Genomic DNA, 21,057 nt, shown 5'->3' on the forward strand with positions numbered 1-21,057 from the left:
AAAGCCCGCCGGGAGCCATGTTACCCCGGCGCGATGAATTAGTCGTCAACACGTTGAAGTCGTTTCGCGGGGCCGGCTCAATGCCCCGCCATGTGGCGGCCGATCTCGGTGAGATCGGCACCGCTCGCCCGGGTCTCGTAGACCAGCTGGCCGTGGAACATCACCACGAGGCGGTCCGACAGTTCGAGCAGCTCGTCGAGGTCCTCGCTGACCAGGAGCACGGCTGCGCCGCGGTTGCGGGCGGCCATGATCTCGGCATGGATCTGCGCCACCGCCGCGAAGTCGAGGCCGAAGCAGGGATTGGCGGCGATCAGCACCTCGACGTCGTGGCCGAGCTCGCGCGCCAGCACGGCGCGCTGCACGTTGCCGCCTGAGAGTGCCGAGATCGGCGTGTCCGGCGTGCGGGTCTTGATCTTGTAGCGGTTGATCTTGGCGGTCGCGTCCTTTCGGAAGGCGGACTTGTTCAGCCAACAGCCGCCGCGCGCGAACGGAACGCGGTCGAAATCGCGGAGCGCGATGTTGTCTGCGACGCTCATGCCGCCGACGCAGGCGTTCCTCAGTGGCTCCTCGGGGAGCAGCGACATCTTGTGCCGGCGCATCTCGTCGCGCGTGGCGGAATAGGCTGCGCCGGAAACTCTGACAGCGCCGCTCTCGGCCTCGCGCTGGCCGGCGAGCACCTCGACCAGCTGGCGCTGGCCGTTGCCGGAGACGCCGGCGATGCCGACGATCTCGCCGGCGCGTACGGTCAGCGACAGGTCATGCACTGCCAGGCCTCCGGCGTCGTCGCGGGCGACCAGCTTGTCGATCGCGAGCCTGATCGCACCGGCCGCGCCGGTGCGCGCCGGCTGTACGGTGAGCTGCTCGGCGCCGATCATCATCCGCGCCATGTCGTCGGGGGTGAGCTCGCCGACCTTGCCGCGGCCGGCGAGCTTGCCGCGCCGGAGGATCGTGACCTCGTCGGCGAACGCCATGACCTCGCGGAATTTGTGGGTGATCATCAAAATGGTCAGCTCGCCGGCCTCGACCATCTTGCGCAGCATGCCCAGGACTTCATCCGCCTCGCCCGGCGTCAGCACCGAGGTCGGCTCGTCCAGGATCAGGAAGCGCCGCTTCAGATAGAGCTGCTTGAGGATCTCGCATTTCTGCCGCTCGCCGGCGGAGATGTCCGACACTTTGGCGTCGAGCGGCACGCGGAACGGCATGCGCGCCAGGAAGGCCTCCAGCTCCTTCTTCTCCTTGGCCCAGTTGACCACTGCCGGTACGTCGTCACGCGCCAGCACCAGGTTCTCGGCCACCGTCATCGCCGGTACCAGCGTGAAGTGCTGGTAGACCATGCCGAGGCCGAGCGCATGCGCATCCCTGGGGTTGTCGATTGCGCGCTCGCGCTCGGCGATCAGCACGTCGCCCTCGGTCGGCCGATAGTAGCCCATGATGCATTTGACCAAGGTCGACTTGCCGGCGCCGTTCTCGCCGAGCAGCGCGTGGAACGAGCTGGGCCTGACCTTCAGCTCGACATTGTCGAGCGCGGTGAACGCGCCGAAGCGCATCGTCATCGCGATGGCCTCGACGCCGAACGCGCCCGCAGGCGTCGGATCGTCGCCGATCACGACAGCGCCTCGATCAGCGCGGAGGAGGTCGCGACCGCGCCGAACACGCCGCCCTGCATCTTGATCATCTTCAGCGCGTGATCGTGATTGCCCTTGTCGGTGGCGCCGCAGCAGTCCGACAGCAGCACGCATTCGAAGCCGCGGTCATTGGCTTCGCGCATCGTGGTGTGGACGCACACGTCGGTGGTGATGCCGGTCAGCACGATGTTCTGGATGCCCTTGAGGCGCAGGATCAGCTCGAGGTCGGTGGCGCAGAACGAGCCCTTGCCGGGCTTGTCGATGATGATCTCGCCGGGCAGGGGCGCGAGATCCGGGATGATCTCCCAGCCGGGCTCGCCGCGCATCAGGATGCGGCCGCACGGCCCGGGATCGCCGATCCCGGCGCCGATCTGCTGCGAGCGCCAGCGCTTGTTGGCGGGCAGGTCGGAGAGATCGGTGCGGTGGCCCTCCCGGGTGTGTATGATCAGGAAGCCCTGCGCGCGCATCACCGTCAGCAGCGTCTTGATCGGCTCGATGGGGGCGCGGGTCAAGGAGAGGTCATAGCCCATCTTGTCGACATAGCCGCCGACGCCGCAGAAATCGGTCTGCATGTCGATCACGATCAGTGCCGTGTTCTCTGGACGGAGATCGCCGTTGTAGGGCCAGGCATAGGGCTCGGAGCGGATGGTGCGCGTGGTCATGATGGACCTCCGAAATCAGCGGGTGATGGACAATTCAGCCGGCGCGCCGCTCAGGGTGCGTTTCGGCGAGCAGGTGATGATCATGATCAGCAGCGTCAGGATATACGGCGCGGCATTGAACAAGTGATAGCCGGAGGTGACGCCGACGGATTGCAGCGCCGGTCCGAGCGCGGCGGCGCCGCCGAACGCCAGCGAGGCCCACAGGCACAGCATCGGGTCCCAGCGTGCGAAGATCACCAGCGCCACCGCCGTGATGCCTTGTCCCGACGACAAGCCCTCGTTCCAACTGCCGGGATAGAACAGCGACAGGAACGAGCCGCCGATGCCGGCGAGGAAGCCGCCGGCCATGGTGGCGCGCAGTCGGATCATCAGCACCGAATGGCCCATCGCCCGCGCTGCGTCGGCGCTCTCGCCGGCAGTGCGGATCAGGAGGCCCCAGCGCGTGGTCTTGAATGCCCATAGCAGCAACGGCGCGAGTGCCACGCCAAGCAGGAACAGCACGTTGATGCGCAGCGCGGCGCGAACCTGCGCCACGTCGCTCCACCGGCCGAAATCGATCGCCGGCAGCCGCGCGGCGGTGGGCTCGATCAGCGGCTTGCCAAGGAAGAAGGCGAGGCCGGTGCCGAACAGCATCAGCGAGATTCCTACCGCGACGTCGTTAACGCGCGGCAGCGAGCAGATGCCGGCGTGGAGCGCGCCGAGCAGCGCGCCGGTGAGGCCAGCGGCGAGCACGCCTGCCCACGGCGATCCCGTGAGATAGGAGATGCCATAGGCGCTCATTGCGCCCATCACCAGGGTGCCCTCGAGGCCGAGATTGATGCGGCCCGAACGCTCGGTGATGCATTCCCCCAGGCTCACGAACAGGAACGGCGTGGAGACGCGGATGGCGCCGCCGAGCACCGCGAGCGGCACGGTCCAGAGCCCGATATTGCCGTCAGCCATGGATCAGGACTTTCCCTTGAGGAAACCGATGCGGCCATAGAGCGCGTCGCTCGCCAGCACCGAGATGAAGATGATGCCCTGCAGCACCAGCACCGAGGCGTCGGGCAGGCCGAGCCGGCGCTGCAGCAGTCCTCCCGACGCATTGATGCCGCCGAGCAGGATCGCGACCGGAATGATGGCGAGCGGATTCTGCCGCGCCAGGAACGCCACCAGGATGCCGGTGAAGCCGTAGCCGACCGCGAGGTTGGCATTGGTGCGGCCCTGCACGGCGGCGACCTCGACCATGCCGGCAAGGCCGGCGCAGGCGCCCGCGAGAAAGCAGACGGTGAGGATCAATTTGCCGACCGACAGACCGACGATCTTGGCGGCGCGGATGTTGCCGCCGGCGACGCGCGCGGCAAAGCCGAAGGTGGTGTGGTAGATCAGCACATAGGCCGCGATGGCGGCAATCAGGCCGAACACCAGGCCCCAATGCACGTCGGTGCCGGGAATGCTGCCGATCATGTTGGCGGCGCCGATCTCGCGCGTCGACGGCTTGTTGAGGCTGGCCGGATCGCGCATCGCGCCTTCGACGAGATGGTTGAGGATCGCGAGCGCGATATAGACCAGCAGCAGGCTCGAGATCGTCTCGTTGACACCGCGATACTGCCGCAAGGCCCCGGACAGCAGGATCCACAACCCGCCGCCGGCCATGCCGGCGATCACCATCGCGATCTGCACGACGAGCGGCGGCAGGCCCTGCAGCGCCAGCGCCGCCGAGGTCGCCGAGAGCGCGCCGATCAGCAGCGCGCCTTCGCCGCCGATGATGACCATGCCGAGCTGCGCGGGCAGGGCGGTGCACAGCGCGGTGAGGATCAGCGGCGCGGCGCGGCTCAGCGTGTTCTGCCAGGAGAACCAGGTGCCGAACGCGCCGTAATACATGTACCAATAGAGGTCGAGCGGGTTCTTGCCGAACAGCGCGACGAAGATGCCGAACACGATGAGCGCGGCGACCAGCGCCGCGCCCGGGATGAGAATGTATTCAATGCTCGCGCCATGGCGTTGCAGGAAACCTGCGTCGGCGGCCGGCGCGATGGCGGCCGCATCAACCGGATCGGCCGCCTCTGATGTCACGACGTGGCTCCGATCACGCCCTCGACCAGGTAGTCCATCTTCTCGAGCTCAGGATCCTTCTGGCCGCGCTCGGTGCCGGCGGTGATCACGGTGTTGCCCTTGTTGTCCTTGATCGGGCCCTTGAAGATGGTGTAGCCCTCACCGAGGAACTTGCTCTTGATGTCGTCGGCATGCTTGCGCGCCTGCTCGGACACCGCCTCGCCATACGCCGAGATCTTGACCACTTCTTCCTTGAGGCCGCCGCGATAGAAGTTCGGAATGCTCTCGCCAGCCTGGAGCATCTTGACGAACTTCGGATACAGCGCTTCCCAATTCCATTCTGCGCCCGTGAGATACGCTTTCGGTGCCAAAGGCGACTGGTTGACGTGATAGCCGGTGACGAAGGCGCCGCGGCGCGCGGCATTCTCCACCATCGTCTTGGGACCATCGACATGGCAGGTCAGCACGTCGACGCCCTGGTCGATCAGGCTGTTGGTGGCCTCGGCCTCCTTGACCGGCATCGACCAGTCGCCGGTGAAGATCACCTGCGTGGTGGCCTTGGGATTGGCGAGCTTGGCGCCGAGCGTGAAGGCGTTGATGTTGCGCAGGACCTGCGGGATCGGCTTGGCGGCGACGAAGCCGAGCTTGCCGCTCTTGCTCGTATAGCCGGCGACGATACCGGCAATGTATTGCGCCTCGTCGATATAACCGAAATAGGAGCCGGCGTTCTTCGGGTCCTTCTCGCTCCACAGGCCGCCGCAGTGTTCGAAGCGCAGCTTCGGATACTTCGCGGCCATCTTGATCATGTGCGGATTGTAGTAGCCGAACGAGGTCGGGAAGAGCAGCGTGGCGCCGTCGAGATTGATCATCGACTCGATCGTCTTCTCGACCGCGTCGGTCTCCGGCACCTTCTCCTCTTCGATCACCTTCAGCCCGGGCAGCTTCTTCAGCGCCGCCGCGCCTTGCGCATGCGCCTGGTTGTAGCCGTAGTCGTCGCGCGAGCCGACATAAATGAAGCCGATCGTCGTCTCCGCTGCGAAGGCCGGCCGCAGGCCCGCGGCTGCGCCGAGCGTCAGCGCCGCGCCACCCTGCAACAGATGCCGTCGTGAAATCCTGCCAAAGTCCATTGGTGAGCTCCCTCGGCGGGTCGGTCCGCCCGCGCTGTCATCTCGGCTTCACCGCCACGGCGGAGCCTTGAAGGGGGTGATCGCAAGCTTTGTGCCAGCGGCGCGCGGGAAGGCAGGCGCACCAAGCTGTTGAAATGGCAACATTTTGCAGATGATCGCAGCTTAGGTAGACGAATTTCCTGCTCGATATCAGCCTAAAATCTAGTCAATTGACTTTAATTGTATGCAACGAGTTCGCCGGATGGGACCTGTACCGCTGCCTGCGACGCGGCGGCGGCCTCCAGCTCAAAGCGGTGCAGAACGAACGTCGCGGCGAGGAGGAGAGGCGGCGCAATCGTCCTGCGCAGGCCGATCGCCGGTGGCGAGCCTTTTCATATCTGCTGCAGACCGTCTCGGGTCTCAGATCCCGAGCAGCCAGACCGCGACGATGGTGCCGATCACTGCGAGCCCGCTGATCGTCCAGCCCGTCACATAGGCGCCGTCGTCAGATCCCGCGGGATCGACCATCGTGTCGCGCCAGCCTTCGTCCTGCCAGTGCCCCTGTTGGTACGCCATGCGAACCTCCTCGAGCCTGCCTCCCAGTGGAATAAGTCGGACGCCCCTCGAGAAGGTTCAACCCCAAGCTGAAATCTTCGTTGCATGCGCTGCAACGCAAATCCCCGACATCCCCTCTGGTCAGGCCGGCGAAACGTCCTAAGCTCGGAACGCGTTCCGCGAAGAGAACGAGCAAGTCGCCGGGACGGCATGGCCGTCCCGCAGCAGGGAAGGAAGACCATCCAATGAAGGATTTCGCCGGCAGGATCGCCGTGATCACCGGGGGCGGCACGGGCATGGGCCGCGAGCTCGCGCGCCAGCTCGTTGCCGAAGGCTGCAACGTCGCCATGTGCGACGTCTCGGCCGAGGCGATGGCCGAAACCAAGCGGCTGTGCGAGGCCGAGAAGCTGCCGCAGGGCCTGCGTGTCACCACCCATGTCGCCGACGTCTCGATCGAAGCGCAGCTGCAGCGCTTTCGCGATGAGCTCGCCGAGCAGCAGGCCACGGACAGGATCCACCTGCTGTTCAACAATGCCGGCATCGGCGGCGGCGGCAGCCTGTTCACCAACTCCCGGGAGCAGTGGGAGCGCACCTTCAACATCTGCTGGGGCGGCGTCTATCTCGGCGTCCGCACCTTCCTGCCGATGCTGCTGAAGGCAGACGAGGCCCATATCGTCAACACCTCGAGCGTCAACGGCTTCTGGGCCTCGGTCGGCATGGGCGTCTCGCACACCGCCTACAGCGCCGCAAAGTTCGCGGTGAAGGGATTTACCGAAGCGCTGATCAACGACCTCCGCCTCAACGCCCCGCACATCAAATGCTCGGTGGTGATGCCCGGCCACATCGGCACCTCGATCGTGTCGAACTCGCGCAAGGTGCAGAGCGGCACCGAGTCCGACGAGCTGAGCGAGACCGAGATCGGGCTTGCGCGCCAGCGCATGAAGGGCATGGGCATCGACGTCGCCGCCATGAGCGATGCCGACATCCAGGCTGCCGCCCGCGAGCGCGCCCGCAGCTTCCTCGAGGACGCGCCGACCACGGCGGCACAGGCGGCCAAGATCATCCTCGACGGCGTCAAGGCGGAGCAATGGCGCATCCTCGTCGGCGAGGACGCCAAGCTGCTGGACCTGCGTGTCCGCCAGTCGCCGGAGCAGGCCTACGAGCCCGAGTTCTTCCAGCGCTTCGCGCAGGAGGCGGGGTGGAAGCTGGGATAGGGGATTGTTGTTAGTTAAAGATCGCTGCTCTCGCTACGCAGACGGTGAGCTCCCCTCCCCCTTGCGGGGAGGGGTCGGGGGTGGGGGTCCCCGAGTCCCGCTGCCAATGATGAAACCGGATGCCATGGACGACAGCCGACGATCCTTCGCCCGCCACATGCGCGCCGAGCCAACCGAAGCCGAGCGCGTCCTCTGGCAGCATCTTCGCAACGACCTCAAGCTGGCGGGCTCTCACTTCCGCCGCCAGGCGCAGATTGGTCCCTTCGTCGTCGACTTCGCTAGCCGCAAAGCGAAGCTGGTGATCGAAGTTGATGGTGGCCAGCATGACTGGCGGAAAGAAGAGGACGCTGTGCGCACCAGACAGCTCGAAGCCGCCGGCTATCGCGTTCTTCGCTTCTGGAACAATGACGTGCTGGGCAACATTCGAAGGTGTGCTTCACGAAGTCCGGTGCGCGTGGACCCCCACCCCCGACCCCTCCCCGCAAGGGGGAGGGGAGACGAGACCGCCGCGCCGTCCCCGCAGAACGCGGAGACTTAGCAAGGCGTAGCGCGTCAGCTAGCTCTATGCGGGCTCTGCTGCCCGCGCGGGGAAGGCTCCGACAAGGAGCTCGGCAGATTGTTGCCTACCGCGACGACGCCACCCGGTACGCCATCCGCGTGTGGCTCGGGCAATACGGCAGCCCCTCGATCGGCTTCGATCCGCAGAAGCAGAAATCATCCGCGCCGGGCGTCGAGATCGGCCAGCGGCAGCGTTCCTTGGAGAGCTCGAACAGCGAGCAGCCGTTCACGACGGTGCCGACCGGCTCCTCGACGATCACAGGCGGCGGGTCGTTCTGAATCGCGCGCAGGATGCGGCGGCGCAGCTTTGGCACGGGACGGCGTGCGCCATCGCGTGTCGTCTCGGCGCGCACCACGCGCCTGGTGTCGCCGCCATTGTCGCGCGTCAGCGCCAGGCGGGAGATCTTGCCGATCACGGCGTTGCGGCTGACGCCGAGCTCGGCGGCGATCTCTCGGCAGGTCAGCCCGGCCTCAAAGTGCTGCTTCAGGGCCTGGAGCCGTTCCTCGGTCCAGGTGGGGAGTGTCTGTCGTTCGGCGGGCATTGTTGTCGCTTCCAAGTTTGATCCGTCCTGGATCGTCCTGGCCGACGGCTGCACCGAAACTGTTGTCCGCGTTGCGTGTCCCTAGCTTACGCCCGTCCGTTGTCGCGAATCGACAGCAGCCCATCCTTGATGGCGAGCCGGATGCCTTCTTCAATCAACGTTCTGCAGACACCCGGAACGCTGGTGCCGTGGGTTCCCTGTTTCACGAGCTTTTCGAGATAGCCGATGGTTGCCAGGGCTAGGGTTACGGGGATGCGGTCAGTTTCGGCTTTTTCCGTCGCCATGCCTAAAAGCTAGTCCGTAACCGGTGTACAGAAAAGTAACTTTTTAGACTCTATTAGGAATTCAATAGGTTGTACAGCGGCTTGGGGATAACTGGTTAAGATATTGAATTTTATCGTAATATGACGAATCGGCGAGGTCGCGATGGTGACTCTCCGCCCGCTCGGCGAGTCCGGGGCCGGAATGGTACGGGAAAGCAAGGGCCGGGAAGATTCGCGTTAGCCGCGGTGCCCGATGGTCGCTTCAACCACCGCCGTGCCGCGGCGCCTGCTTCGGGATCCCCTTGGTGAATTTTAAGCAGAGCAGGCAGACGGGTCATCGCGGTCACGGCGAGAAAAGTTCGTCATTCCAGAAATAACGCTTTCGCTTTTCCGGAAATTGTGCTTTGGATGCCGCCATCCCGCCTCACTCGGAAGGGGCGTTGCGCGCGATCGTCACGACACGCGAGGCGGGGAGCGATGGCCGCGATGGAGCCGCAGCGTATCCTCTCGGGTGCGCGGACGAACGGCTCGGCGCGGACGTGAAGTCGCAGCGTGCTGACACCCCGACGCTGGTGTTATCCGCGCAACGCGCTCTGCGCGTTGTCGCGATCGCGACGAGGCTTCGCCTCGCGCGGAGGTGGCCAACAAGCCCGGCGCACCAGGCAGACTGCGTATAAGCGTGAAGACCATCGCGCAGGGAAGGCCGGGCGTTCTCGGCTGCACCTGTGGTACCTGCCGCCTGCATTTTTTCTCGCAGGCGGGCCGCAGGCGCCAGCCGGCGCCTGGCCTTCCCTGCGCCCTCCGACATTTCAGAGGGTGAGATCTGCAGCATGACCCGGGCAGGATCTGCCGCGGCAGCGCGACGTCACGCGTCGTTCGATGCGCTCCCTCGCGCGGCATCAATGGCGTCGTCCCCGCGAACGCGGGGACCCATAACCCCAGGGAGCAGTTGGCTTGCGCAAGTCCAACCACCTCGCGTCACGACTTGGTTCGGTGGTTATGGGTCCCTGCGTTCGCAGGGACGACAGCAGTGTGTTTGGCCCGACGCTCAGCCCTGTCTTCTCACCCGTGCACCACCGCCTTCGCGATCATGCAATGAATGCCCTTGGAGCCGTTGACGGTCTGGGTCACCCGCAGGTCGGCGGCGAGGCTGCACAGGGTATAGGCGTCCTCGCGCGACAGATTGCGCTTCTCGCCGAGCAAGACGATCATGTCGCGCAGCGCCTTCACCGCGCACTGGTCGAGGTCGGGGTCCATCGCCATGGTCATGTAGTGGGTGGCCGTCTCGGCGCGCGGATAGTCGAAGTTGAGATCCTTGCGCACGGTGAGACGGAAACGCCCCTGCAGCGCGGTCTCGATCGCGGTGACGCAGACCTCGCCGTCGCCCTGCACGCCGTGGCCGTCGCCGCAGGAGAACAGCGCGCCGGGCACGAACACCGGCAGATACAGCTTGGCGCCGGCACCGAGCTCCTTGTTGTCGAGATTGCCGCCCATCGCGCGCGGGATCAGCGAGGTGATGCGGCCCCAGGCCGGCGGCGGCGCCACGCCCATCACGCCGAAGAACGGCGCCAGCGGCAGCTCCAGGCCCCACGGCAGCTTGCCGACCATCCGGTCCTTGTCGAGCGGGATGTTCATCAGCCGGCTCTCGTGGAAATCGTCGGGCAGGGTGCCCGCCAGCGGCCGGATGAAATTGTAGCCCCAGTCCTGCCGCAGCTGGACGTCGAGGATGTCGACCTCGAGCACGTCGCCGACCTCCGCGCCCTTGACCGCGATCGGGCCGGTCAGGATGTGGCCGGGCACCATGCGCTCGCTGCGGGCGTGGACGTCGAACAATTCCGGCGGCACATGGAATTTGCTGGTGTCGGGCACCACGTCGGGCCCGCCGCTGATCGAATCGATCGTGACCTCGTCACCGCTGTCGATCGTGAGCACCGGCTTCAGCCGGGATTCGAAGAAGCCCCAGTGGCAGGTCTCGGGGCTCGCGTGCAGATGGTGATGGGCCATGGTCCTCTCATTCGTACCGGTTCGGGACCGAGCATAGCGCATCCGCCGGCCGCCGCAGAGAGATGGCGACGCATGGCCGCTGTCGTGTATGAGGGCGGCCGTGGCACCTCACTCCGCGCCGGAGCTCGCAATGTTCTTTGTGCTGTCGAAGACGCTCGGCCTGCTGGCACTGCCGACCAATTTCATGATCGCGCTGGGCCTCGCAGGCGCCATCCTGATGCTGACCCGCTTTGCCGTGCTGGGGCGCAGGCTCGTGGTGTCTGCCATGCTGCTGCTGGCGATCGTCGGCCTGACGCCGCTCGGCAGCCTGATGCTCTATCCGCTGGAGAGCCGGTTTCCGAAATGGGACCCGGCGAACGGTGCGCCCGACGGCATCATCGTGCTCGGTGGTCCCGTCGATTCCGATCTCTCGGTGATGTACGGCATGCCGGTGACGGTGGCGGGCGCCGATCGGGTGATCCAGGCCGCCGCGCTGGCGCGGCGCTATCCGAACGCGCGCATCCTGTTCACCGGCGGCAGCGCCAATCTGATCGCGACCGAGGCCAAGGAGGCCGACGTCGGCGCCGAGATCCTGCTCAGCCTCGGCGTGCCGAAGGAGCGGCTGTTGCTGGAGCGGCAGTCGCGCAACACCTACGAGAATGCGATCTTCTCCAAGGCGATGATCTCCCCGAAGCCGGGCGAGCGCTGGCTGCTGGTGACCTCGGCCTATCACATGCCGCGCTCGGTCGGGCTGTTCCGCAAGGCCGGCTTTCCGGTCGAGCCCTATCCGGTGGACTGGCGCGTCGGCCGCGTGCTCGACTTCGACGGCATCTCGCTGCTCGGCCTGCGCCGCGCCGACATTGCGGTGCGCGAATGGGTCGGGCTCGTGGCCTACCGCCTGCGCGGCCGCATCGACGATCTGTTTCCGGGACCGGCCTAGGCAATCGTCTTGCTGAAGCTCGCCGCTTTCGCGGCCAGCTCGCCGCGCACGCGCGCGACGACCGGCTCGTAGCGGCAGCTCGAATCCTGCCGGAACAGCCGCGCGCTCGGATACCACGGGCTGTCGTCGCGATCCCTGAGCCAGCGCCAGTCGGCGAGGTGGGGCAGCATGATCCAGGTCGGCCGTCCGAGCGTCGCGGCGAGATGCGCGACGCTGGTGCAAACGGTGACCACGACGTCGAGACAGGAAATCAGCGCCGCGGTCTCGACGAAGTCGGTCAACTCGACGGTAAGGTCGCGGATGCCGCTCTGCTGCGCCAGCACCGCCTTGTCGGCTGGCCGCAGCTCTTTTTGCAGGCTGATGAAATCCGCCCCGAGATCGAGCAGCGGCAGCAGGGTCGCAAGCGGCATCGAGCGGTTGCGATCGTTGCCCTGATGCGGATTGCCGGACCAGACGAGGCCGACCCGCAGCCGGTCATGCGCTCCGAGCCGCCGCTCCCAGGCCGCGATGCGCTCGGCCGGCAGTGGCGGGAGATAGCTTGGCGGTGGAATGGTATCGAGCGTGGTGCCGAAGGCCAGCGGCAGGCTCATCACCGGGCAGTGCATGTCGAAGACCGGCCGCTGCAGGTCCGGCGCGTAGGCGAGGCATTGCGTCACACCGTCGATGCCGGCCATCAGCGGCCGCAGCGCCTCGCGCACCACCAAGATCACCTTGGCGCCGCGCGCGGCGACCATCGGCACGTAGCGGGCGAACTGGATGGTGTCGCCGAAACCCTCGTCCTCCTCGATCAGGATGGTCTTGCCGGCGATGTCCTCGTGGCCCAGCCATTTGGACTCGGCAAAGCGCGGATAGTCGATCGAGAAATCCGGCATGGCCCAGCGCGCCTCGCGCCGGGCCCAGCCGGAGACGAAGTCGCCGCACTGCAGCTCGATATGCGCGAGCTGCCACGCCGCCTTGGGATGATCGGGGACGAGCGCGAGAATCTGCCGGTAGACGGCAGCAGCATCCTCGAAACGCAGGAGCTGCATCAGCGCAAAACCCTTGTTGAGCAGCACCTCGACGAAGTCCGGCCGCAACGCCAGGGCCTGATCGAACCACGGCAGCGCCTCCGCGCTGCGGCCGAGACAGACAAAGGCATCACCGAGATTGTTGCAGACCATCGCCTCGGTCGGCGCCAGCGCATGCGCGCGTTCACAATCGGCCAGATACGCGTCGTAGTGTTTGAGCTCGCGGAGGCACCGGGCGCGCATCTGCAGCGACTGCAGGTCATTCGGCTGCTGCGTCAGGCAGATGGTGAACGCCTGGGCGGCTTCCTCATAACGCTGCTGCTGATGCAGCAGCAGGCCGCTCTGGAACGCGGCCTCGCGGTGCGAAGGATCGATCGTCAGCGCGTGCTGATAGCTCAGCAGCGCCTCGGCGCCACGGTCGAGCGCCAGCAGCACGCCGCCCATATGCTTCCACAACTCGGCCTCGTCGGGCTTGAGCTGGATCGCCTTGTCGAAGACGGCGAGGGCGTCGTCGAGCCGGCCCATCTGCTTCAGGGTGAAGCCGAGGCTGGTGAGATAGTCGATCTTCGGCGTCTGTCGGATCGCGCGCGAGAACCACGCAACGGCATGGTCGTGCTGGCCGGTCTGCAGCGCGATGATGCCCATCAGCGCAAGGCTGTCGGCGTGGGCCGGGTCGGCCGCCAGCGCCTGCTCGCAGCACATCTGGGCATCGAGCAGACGCCCTCCGCCGAGGTGATGCAGTCCCGCCTCGTAGAGCGCGGCGGGCGACAGCACGAGCGTTCCGCCGGGGCCGGCCGTTGCGCTCTTGGCGCCTTCCTTCCGGTCGCTGCGGGTCATCGACTGATCCTGTCCGAGGATCGAAAATTCATAAGTGATTCCCGTAATATCGAGAAGGATCATGGTATGGCGGGCGAGCCCGGAGGGCGGAAATACTGGCATCACGCGGTGCGAGGGTCTAACAAGCGCCCCGAAGTCGAACCACGCATTGGACCGGCAGGCGGTGCGGTAGGGAGGGAGCGCCACATGCAACAGCCGAACGGGACGGACAGGCTGGATCTGGCGGCCATGGTGGCCGATCTCAACGGCCTGCTGCGGCTGAAGACGACCGTGATCGGCATCAAGATGTTCGCCCGCGTCGAGGACATGGAAGAGGTGGAGAAGATCCGCCGGCCCAACGCGGTGCACACCACCGACCAGATCGTCAGCATGGCCTCGCGGCTCGGCTGGACAGTCGGCATCACCGGAGATGATCTGGTCGGCGCGCAGTGCCGCGCGGTGATCGGGCTCGGCCCGCAGGACGACACCTGGCTCGAGGGCGCGAACTATGTCGGCGTCTGGCACGGCACGGCGGAGGACGCGCGCAAGCGACAGGAGGCGCTGGATGTCGTGCCGTTCGGCCGCTACCAGGCCATGGCCGTCAGCCCGCTGTCGAGCGGCCGGCTGGATCCGCCGGACATCTGCCTAGTCTATGCGACGCCGGGACAGATGATCATCCTGATCAACGGCCTGCAATATGTCGGCTACAAGAAGTTCGAATGGGGCGTCGTCGGCGAGACCGCCTGCGCCGACTCCTGGGGACGCGCGCTGAAAACCGGCGAGCCGAGCCTGTCGCTGCCATGCTTCGCCGAGCGCCGCTATGGCGGCGTGCCGGACGAAGAGATGCTGATGGCGCTGAAGCCATCCGATCTCGCCAAGGCGATCGCCGGCATGAAACAGCTTGCCAGGAACGGCCTGCGCTACCCGATCGCCCCCTACGGCATCCAGAACGACGTCCGCGCCGGAATGAATGTGTCTTATGGAAAAAAGTAGACCCGCAAACTCCGTCATTGCGAGCGCAGCGAAGCAATCCAGGGCTGAGGACGGGACTCTGGATTGCTTCGTCGCTGCGTTCCTCGCAATGACGGGGCACTAAAATCGCAGCTGATCGCTAGGGAACAAGAATGACGTCATCCAAGTTCGATATCATCGTCTATGGCGCGACCGGTTTCACCGGGCAGCTCGTCGCTGAATATTTGGCCACGCAATATCGCGGCGACAGCTCGCTGCGCTGGGCGATGGCTGGTCGCAGCCTCGACAAGCTCGCGTCCGTGCGCGATGCGATCGGCGCGCCCGCCGATACGCCGCTGATCGCGGCCGATGCCGCCGATCCTGCATCCCTAAAGGCCATGGTGGCGCAGACGAAGCTGGTGCTGACCACCGTCGGTCCCTATCAGCTCTATGGCAACGAGCTCGTCGCGGCCTGCGCCGAGACCGGCACCGACTACGTCGATTTGTGCGGCGAGCCGGTGTGGATGCGGCAGATGATCGACAAGCATCAGGCCACCGCCGAGAAGAGCGGCGCGCGCATCGTGTTCTCCTGCGGCTTCGATTCCGTGCCGTTCGAGCTCGGCGTCTATTTCGTGCAGCAGCAGGCCAAGAAGGTGCTCGGCGCCGCAGCGTCGCGTGTGAAGGGCCGCGTCCGCGGCATGAGCGGCACGCTCTCGGGCGGCACCGCGGCGAGCGCCAAGGCGACCTTCGATGCGGTCGCCAAGGATCTGAGCCTGGTCGTGATCCTCAAGGACTCGTTCGCCCTGACGCCCGGCTTCAAGGGTCCGAAGCAGCCGTCGGGCAACAAGCCCGTCTATGAGGAAGATCTGCAGTCCTGGACGGCGCCGTTCATGATGGCGCTGATCAACACCCGCAATGTCCACCGCTCCAACATGCTAATGGGTTTTCCCTACGGGCAGGACTTCGTCTATGACGAGATGGTGCTGACCGGCCCGGGCGAGAAGGGCGAGGCCAACGCCAAGAAGGTGATGGCGGCGAATGCCGAGAAAACCGGCCCCAACGCGCCGAAGCCGGGCGAGGGTCCCTCGAAGGAGGAGCGCGAGAACGGCTACTACAATCTTCTCTTCGTCGCGATAGCCCCCGACGGCCGCCAGGTCCGCGCATCCGTGAAGGGCAACCGCGATCCCGGCTACGGTTCGACCTCGAAGATGATCAGTGAATGCGCCGTCGGCCTGTTGCGCGACGGCGCCGGCGTGAAGGGCGGGTTCTGGACCCCGGGCGCGGCGCTCCGCGACAGCCTGATCCAGCGGCTGGTGGACCACGCCGGCCTGATGTTCACGGTGGAGGGCTAAGAGCGGTGGAATCCATCCGCCGCGGCCCAGAGAGCAACCATGACGTCGGCTAAATTCGACATCGTCGTTTATGGTGCAACCGGTTTCACCGGCCAACTCGTGGCCGAGTATCTCGCCGCGCGCGGTAGCGGCGAAGCCAAGCTGACCTGGGCCATGGCTGGGCGCAGCCGCGACAAGCTCGCCAAGGTGCGCGATGCGGTCGGAGCGCCGCCTGATCTGCCGCTGATCGTGGCCGATTCCAGCGACCCCGGCTCCATTCGCACGATGGTCGATCAGGCTAGACTGGTGTTGACTACGGTCGGACCCTATCAGCTCTACGGGGCCGATGTGCTCGCCGCCTGCGTCGCTGCGGGGACCGATTATGTCGATCTCTGTGGCGAGCCGCTGTGGATGCGCCAGATGATCGAGAAGCATCGAGATGAGGCGGAGCACAGCGGTGCAAGAATCCTGTTCTCGTGTGGCTTCGACTCGGTGCCGTTCGAGCTCGGCGTGCTGTTCGTGCAGCAGCAGGCAAAACAGGTGCTAGGTGCGCCACAGCCGCGCGTGAAGGGGCGCATTCGCGGCATGAGCGGCTCGCTGTCGGGCGGCACTTCGGCGAGCGCCAAGGCAACAGCGGCGGCATTGACCGCCGATTTGAGCCTTGTGGCGATCATGAAGGACCCGTTCGCGCTGACGCCGGGATTCACCGGCCCGAAGCAGCCACCGGCCAACCGACCGATCTATGAGGAGGATCTCCAGTCTTGGGCCGCGCCGTTTGCAATGGCGCTGGTCAACACACGCAACGTCCATCGTGCCAACGTGCTGATGGGTTTTCCGTACGGGCAGGACTTTGTCTACGACGAAATGGTGCTGACGGGCGATGGAGAGGAAGGCCAAGCCAACGCCAAGTTGGTCATGGCGGCAAATGCCGAGAAGACCGGCCCGAATGCGCCCAAGGTCGGGGAGGGGCCCTCGAAGGAGATGCGGGACAACGGATACTTCGACCTGTTGTACGTCGCAGTGTCTCCCGACGGACGGCGCGTTTGCGCGTCGGTGAAAGGGAAGGGCGATCCCGGCTACGGTCTGACGGCGAGGATGATCAGCGAATGCGCCATCGGCCTGCAGCGCGATGGTGCCGTTGTGAAGGGCGGTTTCTGGACGCCCGGCGCCGCGCTCGGCGACAGCTTGATCAAGCGGCTGGTCGACCACGCCTGCCTGACGTTCACGGTGGAGGATTAGTAGGCTGCGATGTGCGGGCCGATCCCTGCGGATCGGTTCGCCTCGGCCTGATGGGCGCGCGTGGCGGCGATCATGCCCCACATCGTGCCGAGCATCAGGAAGAAGTGTCGCCAGTGGTCGGTGTCGATGATGAAGCTTTCGCCGACGGTGCCGAGGAACGCCGAGAACACCGCGATGTAGGTGCGCTGCCAGGGCACGCGCACGAACAGATAGCGGAAGCCGAGAATGACAGTGGTGAACACCAGCGCGGGATAGCAGATGCCGGACAGCCAGCCGCCCGACATGAAGGCGTTCAGATAGGAGTTGTGGGTGTCCTCGGGGAAGTAGTTGTGGAACTGCAGCGGCCCGATCCCGAACGGCAGGTCGAGCGCCATGTCGGCGCCGAGAATGTGGCGTCCGAAGCGTCCGAAGCGGCCCTCGTCATAGCTCTGGTCGAAGCTTGCCCGCTGCTTGAACATGTCGGCGATGGAATCGATCGAGAGCAGAACGCCGATCAGGACGATGCCGGCCACGACGGCCGCCAACGTCATGAAGATGATGCGGGAGCGCTCGCCCCGCGTCTGGCTGGTGAGCACCATCATTGCCAGCATGAAGGCGGCGGTGAGGACGAGGCCGCCCCAGGCCGCGCGCGAGAAGGCGAGCAGGATGGCGAGCGCCATCACGCCGAGCGCAAAGCTGGCGCGCAATGTCGCGGCGAAGCGGGCGGTCACGACGTTCTGCAGCGCGAGCAGCGCCGGCAGGATCAAGAACGCGCCGAGCACGTTGGGGTCCTTGAACGTGCCGCGCGCGCGGCCATACAAGGTGAGGAGATCGTAGCCTCCGGGCACCAGATGGAAGTAGCCGGCGACACCCGCGAGGGCCGCGATCGCGCCGCCCATCACGAGGCCGCGCCGGAGCATGTCGAGCCGCGCTTCGGTGTCGTCCGACGTGAGCATGGCAATGAAGATCGCCGTGAACGCCATGTACCAGGAGGTGGCGATCCAGGTCGCGATCTTGGAATCGTCGAGCAGCGGTATCGCGCTGATCGTGTAGCCGAGATTGACCAGGACCAGCAACAGGAGGAGCGGCAGGAAGACGAGGCGCAGCCTCATGCCGGTCGCGAAGAACACCGCGGCGGAGGCGAGCGTGACAAGCTCATAGGGGCTCGGTTCGATGAACACGATGGCGCCGGAGACCCCGACCAGCCAGACCAGCGCGCGCTGCAGGGCGACGACGCCCGGAGGGGCCATCGGCCTGGATGCGAACTCTTCGGCTGCTGCCGTCACGGCCATCGCGAACTCACACTCATACGCAACGCACGGCGGGATCGGCCAGACACGCGCGCGAAGCGGACGTGGGCCCGCTCCGGATCCCCGCAATCAATAGGCGTTCTCGCTCTTGGTCATCAGCGCCAGCGGCGTCTTGAGCAGGATGTAGAGGTCGAACAGCACGGACCAGTTCTCGATGTAGTAGAGGTCGAACTCGACTCGCTTCTGGATCTTCTCCTGGTTGTCGATCTCGCCGCGCCAGCCGTTGATCTGGGCCCATCCAGTGATCCCCGGCTTGACGCGGTGGCGGGCGAAGTAGCCGTCGACGGCCTCGTCGAACATCCGGTTCTGCAATTTGCCCTGCACGGCGTGCGGCCGCGGACCGACCAGCGAGAGGTTGCCCTTGAACACCACGTTGAACAATTGCGGCAGCTCATCGAGGCTGGTCTTGCGGATGAAGCGGCCGACGCGGGTCACGCGTGGATCGTTCTTGGTGACGACCTTGGACGCCGTGGGATCAGCCTGATGGTGATAGAGCGACCGGAACTTGAAGACGTCGATGCGCTCGTTGTTGAAGCCGAACCGCTTCTGCCGGAACAGCACCGGTCCCGGGCTGTCGAGCTTGATCGCAAGCGCAACCAGCGCCATCACCGGCAGTGCGAGCAGCAGGATGAGGCCGCCGACCAGTCGATCGAACAGCATCTTCATCACCAGGTCCCAGTCGGTGATGGGAGCCTCGAACACGTCGAGCGTCGGGACCGCGCCCAGATAGGAGTAGGAACGCGGGCGGAAACGCAGCTTGTTGGTATGGGCCGAAAGGCGGATGTCGACCGGCAGCACCCACAGCTTCTTCAGCATGTCCAGGATGCGGGTCTCCGCCGAGATCGGCAGCGCGAACAGCACCAGGTCGACGCGGGTGCGGCGGGCAAACTCGACGATATCATCGACCTTGCCGAGCTTCGGCGCACCGGCGCAGGCCTCGAGCGATCGCGAGTCGTTGCGGTCGTCGAACACGCCGAGGATCTCGATCTCGGAGTCGTCCTGCGCCTTCAGCGCACGCACCAGGTCCTCGCCGCTCTGGTCGGCTCCGACGATGATGGTCCGTCGATCGAGACGTCCTTGCCTAGCCCAGCTGCGGATCAGGTTGCGCAGCACGACGCGGCTCGCGATCAGCGCGCCGAGCCCCACGAAGAAGAACGCGGCGAGCCAGAGACGGGAGACTTCGCTGCCGATCTTGGCGAAGAAGGACAGTCCTATGAACAGCAGGAACACGAAGCAGTAGGACGAGACCATCCGGGTCATCTGCCGCACCTGGGCGCGGAAGACCTGGATCTGGTAGATGTCGGCGGCCTGGAAGCACACCACCGTGCTCACGGCGAGGCCGACGATGGCAACGAGATACTCCCAATGGAAGCCGCTGAGCGGCACCACGTAGCCGAAATAGACGGCGCTGCCGACGACGCTCAGCAGTACGAAATCGGTGATGCGGACGATGCCGGCGAGGACGATCGGAGAGTAGGCGCGGTGAACCTTCTGATTGGCGACCGCCAGGGCCGCCGGCGACAGGCGGCGACGCCGTTCAACGGCCGGCTTGCCTGCCGCGGCCGTCGATGCGGCCGTGGCCGCAGCAGCATCCAACATCGAGCGAGCGTTGATCGGTTCCACAGTCGTACAAGCCCGGATTATGTTTGTTAGTATTTGTGGTCATGTAAGCGCTGATAGCGCCGGGGGAAATTCCCCACCGGCGGGATTAAGGGCCAAATCGGAAGAAACGGTTAGCGATGGTAAATGACGTCAGGTCTTGGTAAACGCCTCGCGGTAGCTGTCGAGCACGCCCTCGACCATCGCCTTCTGCGAGAAATGCTGGAAGATCCGCTCGCGCAGCGCCTTGGCGCGCAGCTGCGCGGTAGCCGGATCGTCCAGTGCGGCTGCAATGGCGTCGGCCAGCGCGGTCGCGTTGCCTGGCATGAACATCGCGTCGTCGTGCGCCCCGAAGATCTCGGGGATGCCGCCGACCCTCGCCGCGATCATCGGAACCCCAGCGGCTCCCGCCTCGATCACGACATAGGGCATGGAATCGCCGCGCGACGGAACGACGAGCAGTCGTCCTTTGGAAAATCCGTCGCGGGCCTTCACATGGCCGATGAAACGCACCGCGGCCGCAAGACCGAGGCGTTCGACCTGGGCTTTGAGCTTCGACATCTCCTCGCCGTCGCCGCCCAAGGTCAGCGTCAGCGGCCGGCCACGGGAGCGCAACTGCGCGACAGCGTCGATCAGCAGATCCGTGCCCTTGATGTGCCTGAACTCGCCGACATAAGCCAGGTCGGTCTGGTCCTGAGCCGGCGTGACCGGGTCGAATTCGCCTGCAGTGACGCCGTTGAAGACGCAATTCACCAATCCGTTGGGATGGCCGATCATGCGCTCATAGGTATCGCGGGCGAAGGCGCTCTCGAACAGGAAGAGATCCGTCCGGTTCATCAGCGCACGTTCAAGCCGGCCATACAGCGCGCCTTTGAGCGTGTCGAGCGGGTAGTGCAGCGAGCCGCCGTGAGGCGTGTAGATGCGGATCGTTCCTGGCCGATGCGGCAGCAGGCGTACGAACGCGCCGGCTTTGGCGCCGTGGCCGTGCAGCACGTCGGGGGCGAGCGCGCGGGAGAGGCGATGGAATCGGCTGAGTGCCAGAATGTCGCTCGGCCAAGGCTCCCGATGAATGGGAACGCGGTGCACGCCGAGTGTCAGGCGAGGCGCGATCTGGGCCAGCGCGGCATCGGCGCGTTCGCCGCCGGTCAGGCTGTCCGCAATGATGCCCACGTCATGCCCGCGATCGACCTGGCCGTTGGCAAGGTCGAGGATGTGCCGAAAGATGCCGCCGACGGGAGCTCTGACCGCGTGAAGGATTTTGAGAGGTTTGTTCTGCGACGGTGCCATGTCGAACTCGCCCGCGCCATCGGCCTGCGCGTGGTTTAGCCAGGCGTCGCTGCGCG

At 65.7% G+C, this 21,057-nt stretch carries 20 protein-coding genes; 7 read left to right on the forward strand and 13 right to left on the reverse strand.

Features of this window, described 5'->3' with window-relative positions; genetic code table 11:
- Positions 1 to 77: 77 nt before the first annotated feature.
- From ACQR13_RS19325 to ACQR13_RS19350, 6 genes are all read right to left on the reverse strand, one after another.
- Entirely contained in the window at positions 78 to 1,553 is a 1,476-nt protein-coding gene (locus ACQR13_RS19325) for an ABC transporter ATP-binding protein (protein WP_315753017.1), read from the reverse strand.
- A 50-nt stretch (positions 1,554 to 1,603) separates the two neighbouring features.
- Positions 1,604 to 2,287, reverse strand: coding sequence for a biuret amidohydrolase (biuH, locus tag ACQR13_RS19330; RefSeq protein ID WP_315752907.1), 684 nt, complete (start codon positions 2,285 to 2,287; stop codon positions 1,604 to 1,606).
- 15 nt (positions 2,288 to 2,302) lie between these two features.
- Positions 2,303 to 3,229 (reverse strand): ABC transporter permease, encoded by a 927-nt coding sequence (locus tag ACQR13_RS19335; protein WP_315752906.1) that lies wholly within the window; start codon positions 3,227 to 3,229, stop codon positions 2,303 to 2,305.
- A gap of 3 nt (positions 3,230 to 3,232) precedes the next feature.
- Complete coding sequence (locus tag ACQR13_RS19340) at positions 3,233 to 4,342, reverse strand: ABC transporter permease (RefSeq protein ID WP_315752905.1); 1,110 nt, start codon at positions 4,340 to 4,342, stop codon at positions 3,233 to 3,235.
- A complete protein-coding gene (locus tag ACQR13_RS19345; RefSeq protein ID WP_315827194.1) occupies positions 4,339 to 5,448 on the reverse strand; it encodes a BMP family ABC transporter substrate-binding protein in 1,110 nt (369 codons plus the stop codon). Before ACQR13_RS19345 ends, ACQR13_RS19340 begins: the two co-directional genes overlap by 4 nt.
- Before the next feature lie 399 nt (positions 5,449 to 5,847).
- Positions 5,848 to 6,003 carry a hypothetical protein gene (locus ACQR13_RS19350; RefSeq protein WP_315711478.1) on the reverse strand — a complete coding sequence of 52 codons (156 nt, stop codon included), beginning with the start codon at positions 6,001 to 6,003 and terminating at the stop codon, positions 5,848 to 5,850.
- Positions 6,004 to 6,227: 224 nt separating this feature from the next.
- Between ACQR13_RS19350 and ACQR13_RS19355 the strand changes: the two genes are divergently transcribed.
- Positions 6,228 to 7,196 carry an SDR family NAD(P)-dependent oxidoreductase gene (locus tag ACQR13_RS19355; RefSeq protein WP_315711480.1) on the forward strand — a complete coding sequence of 323 codons (969 nt, stop codon included), beginning with the start codon at positions 6,228 to 6,230 and terminating at the stop codon, positions 7,194 to 7,196.
- A gap of 106 nt (positions 7,197 to 7,302) precedes the next feature.
- On the forward strand, positions 7,303 to 7,734 hold the full coding sequence (locus tag ACQR13_RS19360) for an endonuclease domain-containing protein (protein WP_315752903.1): 432 nt from the start codon (positions 7,303 to 7,305) through the stop codon (positions 7,732 to 7,734).
- A gap of 85 nt (positions 7,735 to 7,819) precedes the next feature.
- Here ACQR13_RS19360 and ACQR13_RS19365 read toward each other — a convergent pair whose 3' ends face one another.
- From ACQR13_RS19365 to ACQR13_RS19375, 3 genes are all read right to left on the reverse strand, one after another.
- Positions 7,820 to 8,296, reverse strand: coding sequence for a GcrA family cell cycle regulator (locus tag ACQR13_RS19365; RefSeq protein ID WP_434863116.1), 477 nt, complete (start codon positions 8,294 to 8,296; stop codon positions 7,820 to 7,822).
- Between the two features lie 86 nt (positions 8,297 to 8,382).
- Positions 8,383 to 8,580, reverse strand: coding sequence for a hypothetical protein (locus ACQR13_RS19370; RefSeq protein ID WP_006614936.1), 198 nt, complete (start codon positions 8,578 to 8,580; stop codon positions 8,383 to 8,385).
- Between the two features lie 1,041 nt (positions 8,581 to 9,621).
- The gene (locus ACQR13_RS19375; protein ID WP_315711483.1) at positions 9,622 to 10,563 is read right to left on the reverse strand and encodes an acetamidase/formamidase family protein; all 942 of its coding nucleotides are present in this window, start codon (positions 10,561 to 10,563) and stop codon (positions 9,622 to 9,624) included.
- 130 nt (positions 10,564 to 10,693) lie between these two features.
- Here ACQR13_RS19375 and ACQR13_RS19380 point away from each other — a divergent pair, with 130 nt between their 5' ends.
- Positions 10,694 to 11,482 carry a YdcF family protein gene (locus ACQR13_RS19380; RefSeq protein ID WP_315755032.1) on the forward strand — a complete coding sequence of 263 codons (789 nt, stop codon included), beginning with the start codon at positions 10,694 to 10,696 and terminating at the stop codon, positions 11,480 to 11,482.
- Here the strand turns inward: ACQR13_RS19380 and ACQR13_RS19385 are convergent.
- A complete protein-coding gene (locus ACQR13_RS19385; protein ID WP_315755031.1) occupies positions 11,479 to 13,326 on the reverse strand; it encodes a tetratricopeptide repeat protein in 1,848 nt (615 codons plus the stop codon). The genes ACQR13_RS19380 and ACQR13_RS19385 overlap by 4 nt on opposite strands.
- A gap of 186 nt (positions 13,327 to 13,512) precedes the next feature.
- Here ACQR13_RS19385 and ACQR13_RS19390 point away from each other — a divergent pair, with 186 nt between their 5' ends.
- From ACQR13_RS19390 to ACQR13_RS19400, 3 genes are all read left to right on the forward strand, one after another.
- On the forward strand, positions 13,513 to 14,298 hold the full coding sequence (locus ACQR13_RS19390; RefSeq protein WP_315755029.1) for a DUF169 domain-containing protein: 786 nt from the start codon (positions 13,513 to 13,515) through the stop codon (positions 14,296 to 14,298).
- Between the two features lie 131 nt (positions 14,299 to 14,429).
- Complete coding sequence (locus ACQR13_RS19395; protein ID WP_315755027.1) at positions 14,430 to 15,608, forward strand: saccharopine dehydrogenase family protein; 1,179 nt, start codon at positions 14,430 to 14,432, stop codon at positions 15,606 to 15,608.
- Positions 15,609 to 15,647: 39 nt separating this feature from the next.
- Positions 15,648 to 16,826, forward strand: coding sequence for a saccharopine dehydrogenase family protein (locus ACQR13_RS19400; protein WP_315755025.1), 1,179 nt, complete (start codon positions 15,648 to 15,650; stop codon positions 16,824 to 16,826).
- Here the strand turns inward: ACQR13_RS19400 and ACQR13_RS19405 are convergent.
- The 3 genes from ACQR13_RS19405 to ACQR13_RS19415 all read right to left on the reverse strand — a co-directional run bounded on the left by ACQR13_RS19405 (position 16,823) and on the right by ACQR13_RS19415 (position 20,938).
- Entirely contained in the window at positions 16,823 to 18,097 is a 1,275-nt protein-coding gene (locus ACQR13_RS19405) for an O-antigen ligase family protein (protein ID WP_315755022.1), read from the reverse strand. The two genes, ACQR13_RS19400 and ACQR13_RS19405, sit on opposite strands and share 4 nt — an antisense overlap.
- 87 nt (positions 18,098 to 18,184) lie before the next feature.
- Positions 18,185 to 19,714 (reverse strand): undecaprenyl-phosphate glucose phosphotransferase, encoded by a 1,530-nt coding sequence (locus ACQR13_RS19410; RefSeq protein ID WP_315755021.1) that lies wholly within the window; start codon positions 19,712 to 19,714, stop codon positions 18,185 to 18,187.
- Positions 19,715 to 19,867: 153 nt separating this feature from the next.
- Positions 19,868 to 20,938: a glycosyltransferase family 4 protein gene (locus ACQR13_RS19415; protein ID WP_315712597.1), complete on the reverse strand. Its 1,071-nt coding sequence runs from the start codon at positions 20,936 to 20,938 to the stop codon at positions 19,868 to 19,870.
- Between ACQR13_RS19415 and ACQR13_RS19420 the strand changes: the two genes are divergently transcribed.
- A complete protein-coding gene (locus ACQR13_RS19420) occupies positions 20,888 to 21,040 on the forward strand; it encodes a hypothetical protein (RefSeq protein WP_315755033.1) in 153 nt (50 codons plus the stop codon). The genes ACQR13_RS19415 and ACQR13_RS19420 overlap by 51 nt on opposite strands.
- The last annotated feature ends 17 nt before the right edge of the window (positions 21,041 to 21,057 follow it).

The sequence above is a fragment of the Bradyrhizobium sp. HKCCYLRH3059 genome, assembly GCF_051168035.1.
Classification (GTDB): domain Bacteria; phylum Pseudomonadota; class Alphaproteobacteria; order Rhizobiales; family Xanthobacteraceae; genus Bradyrhizobium.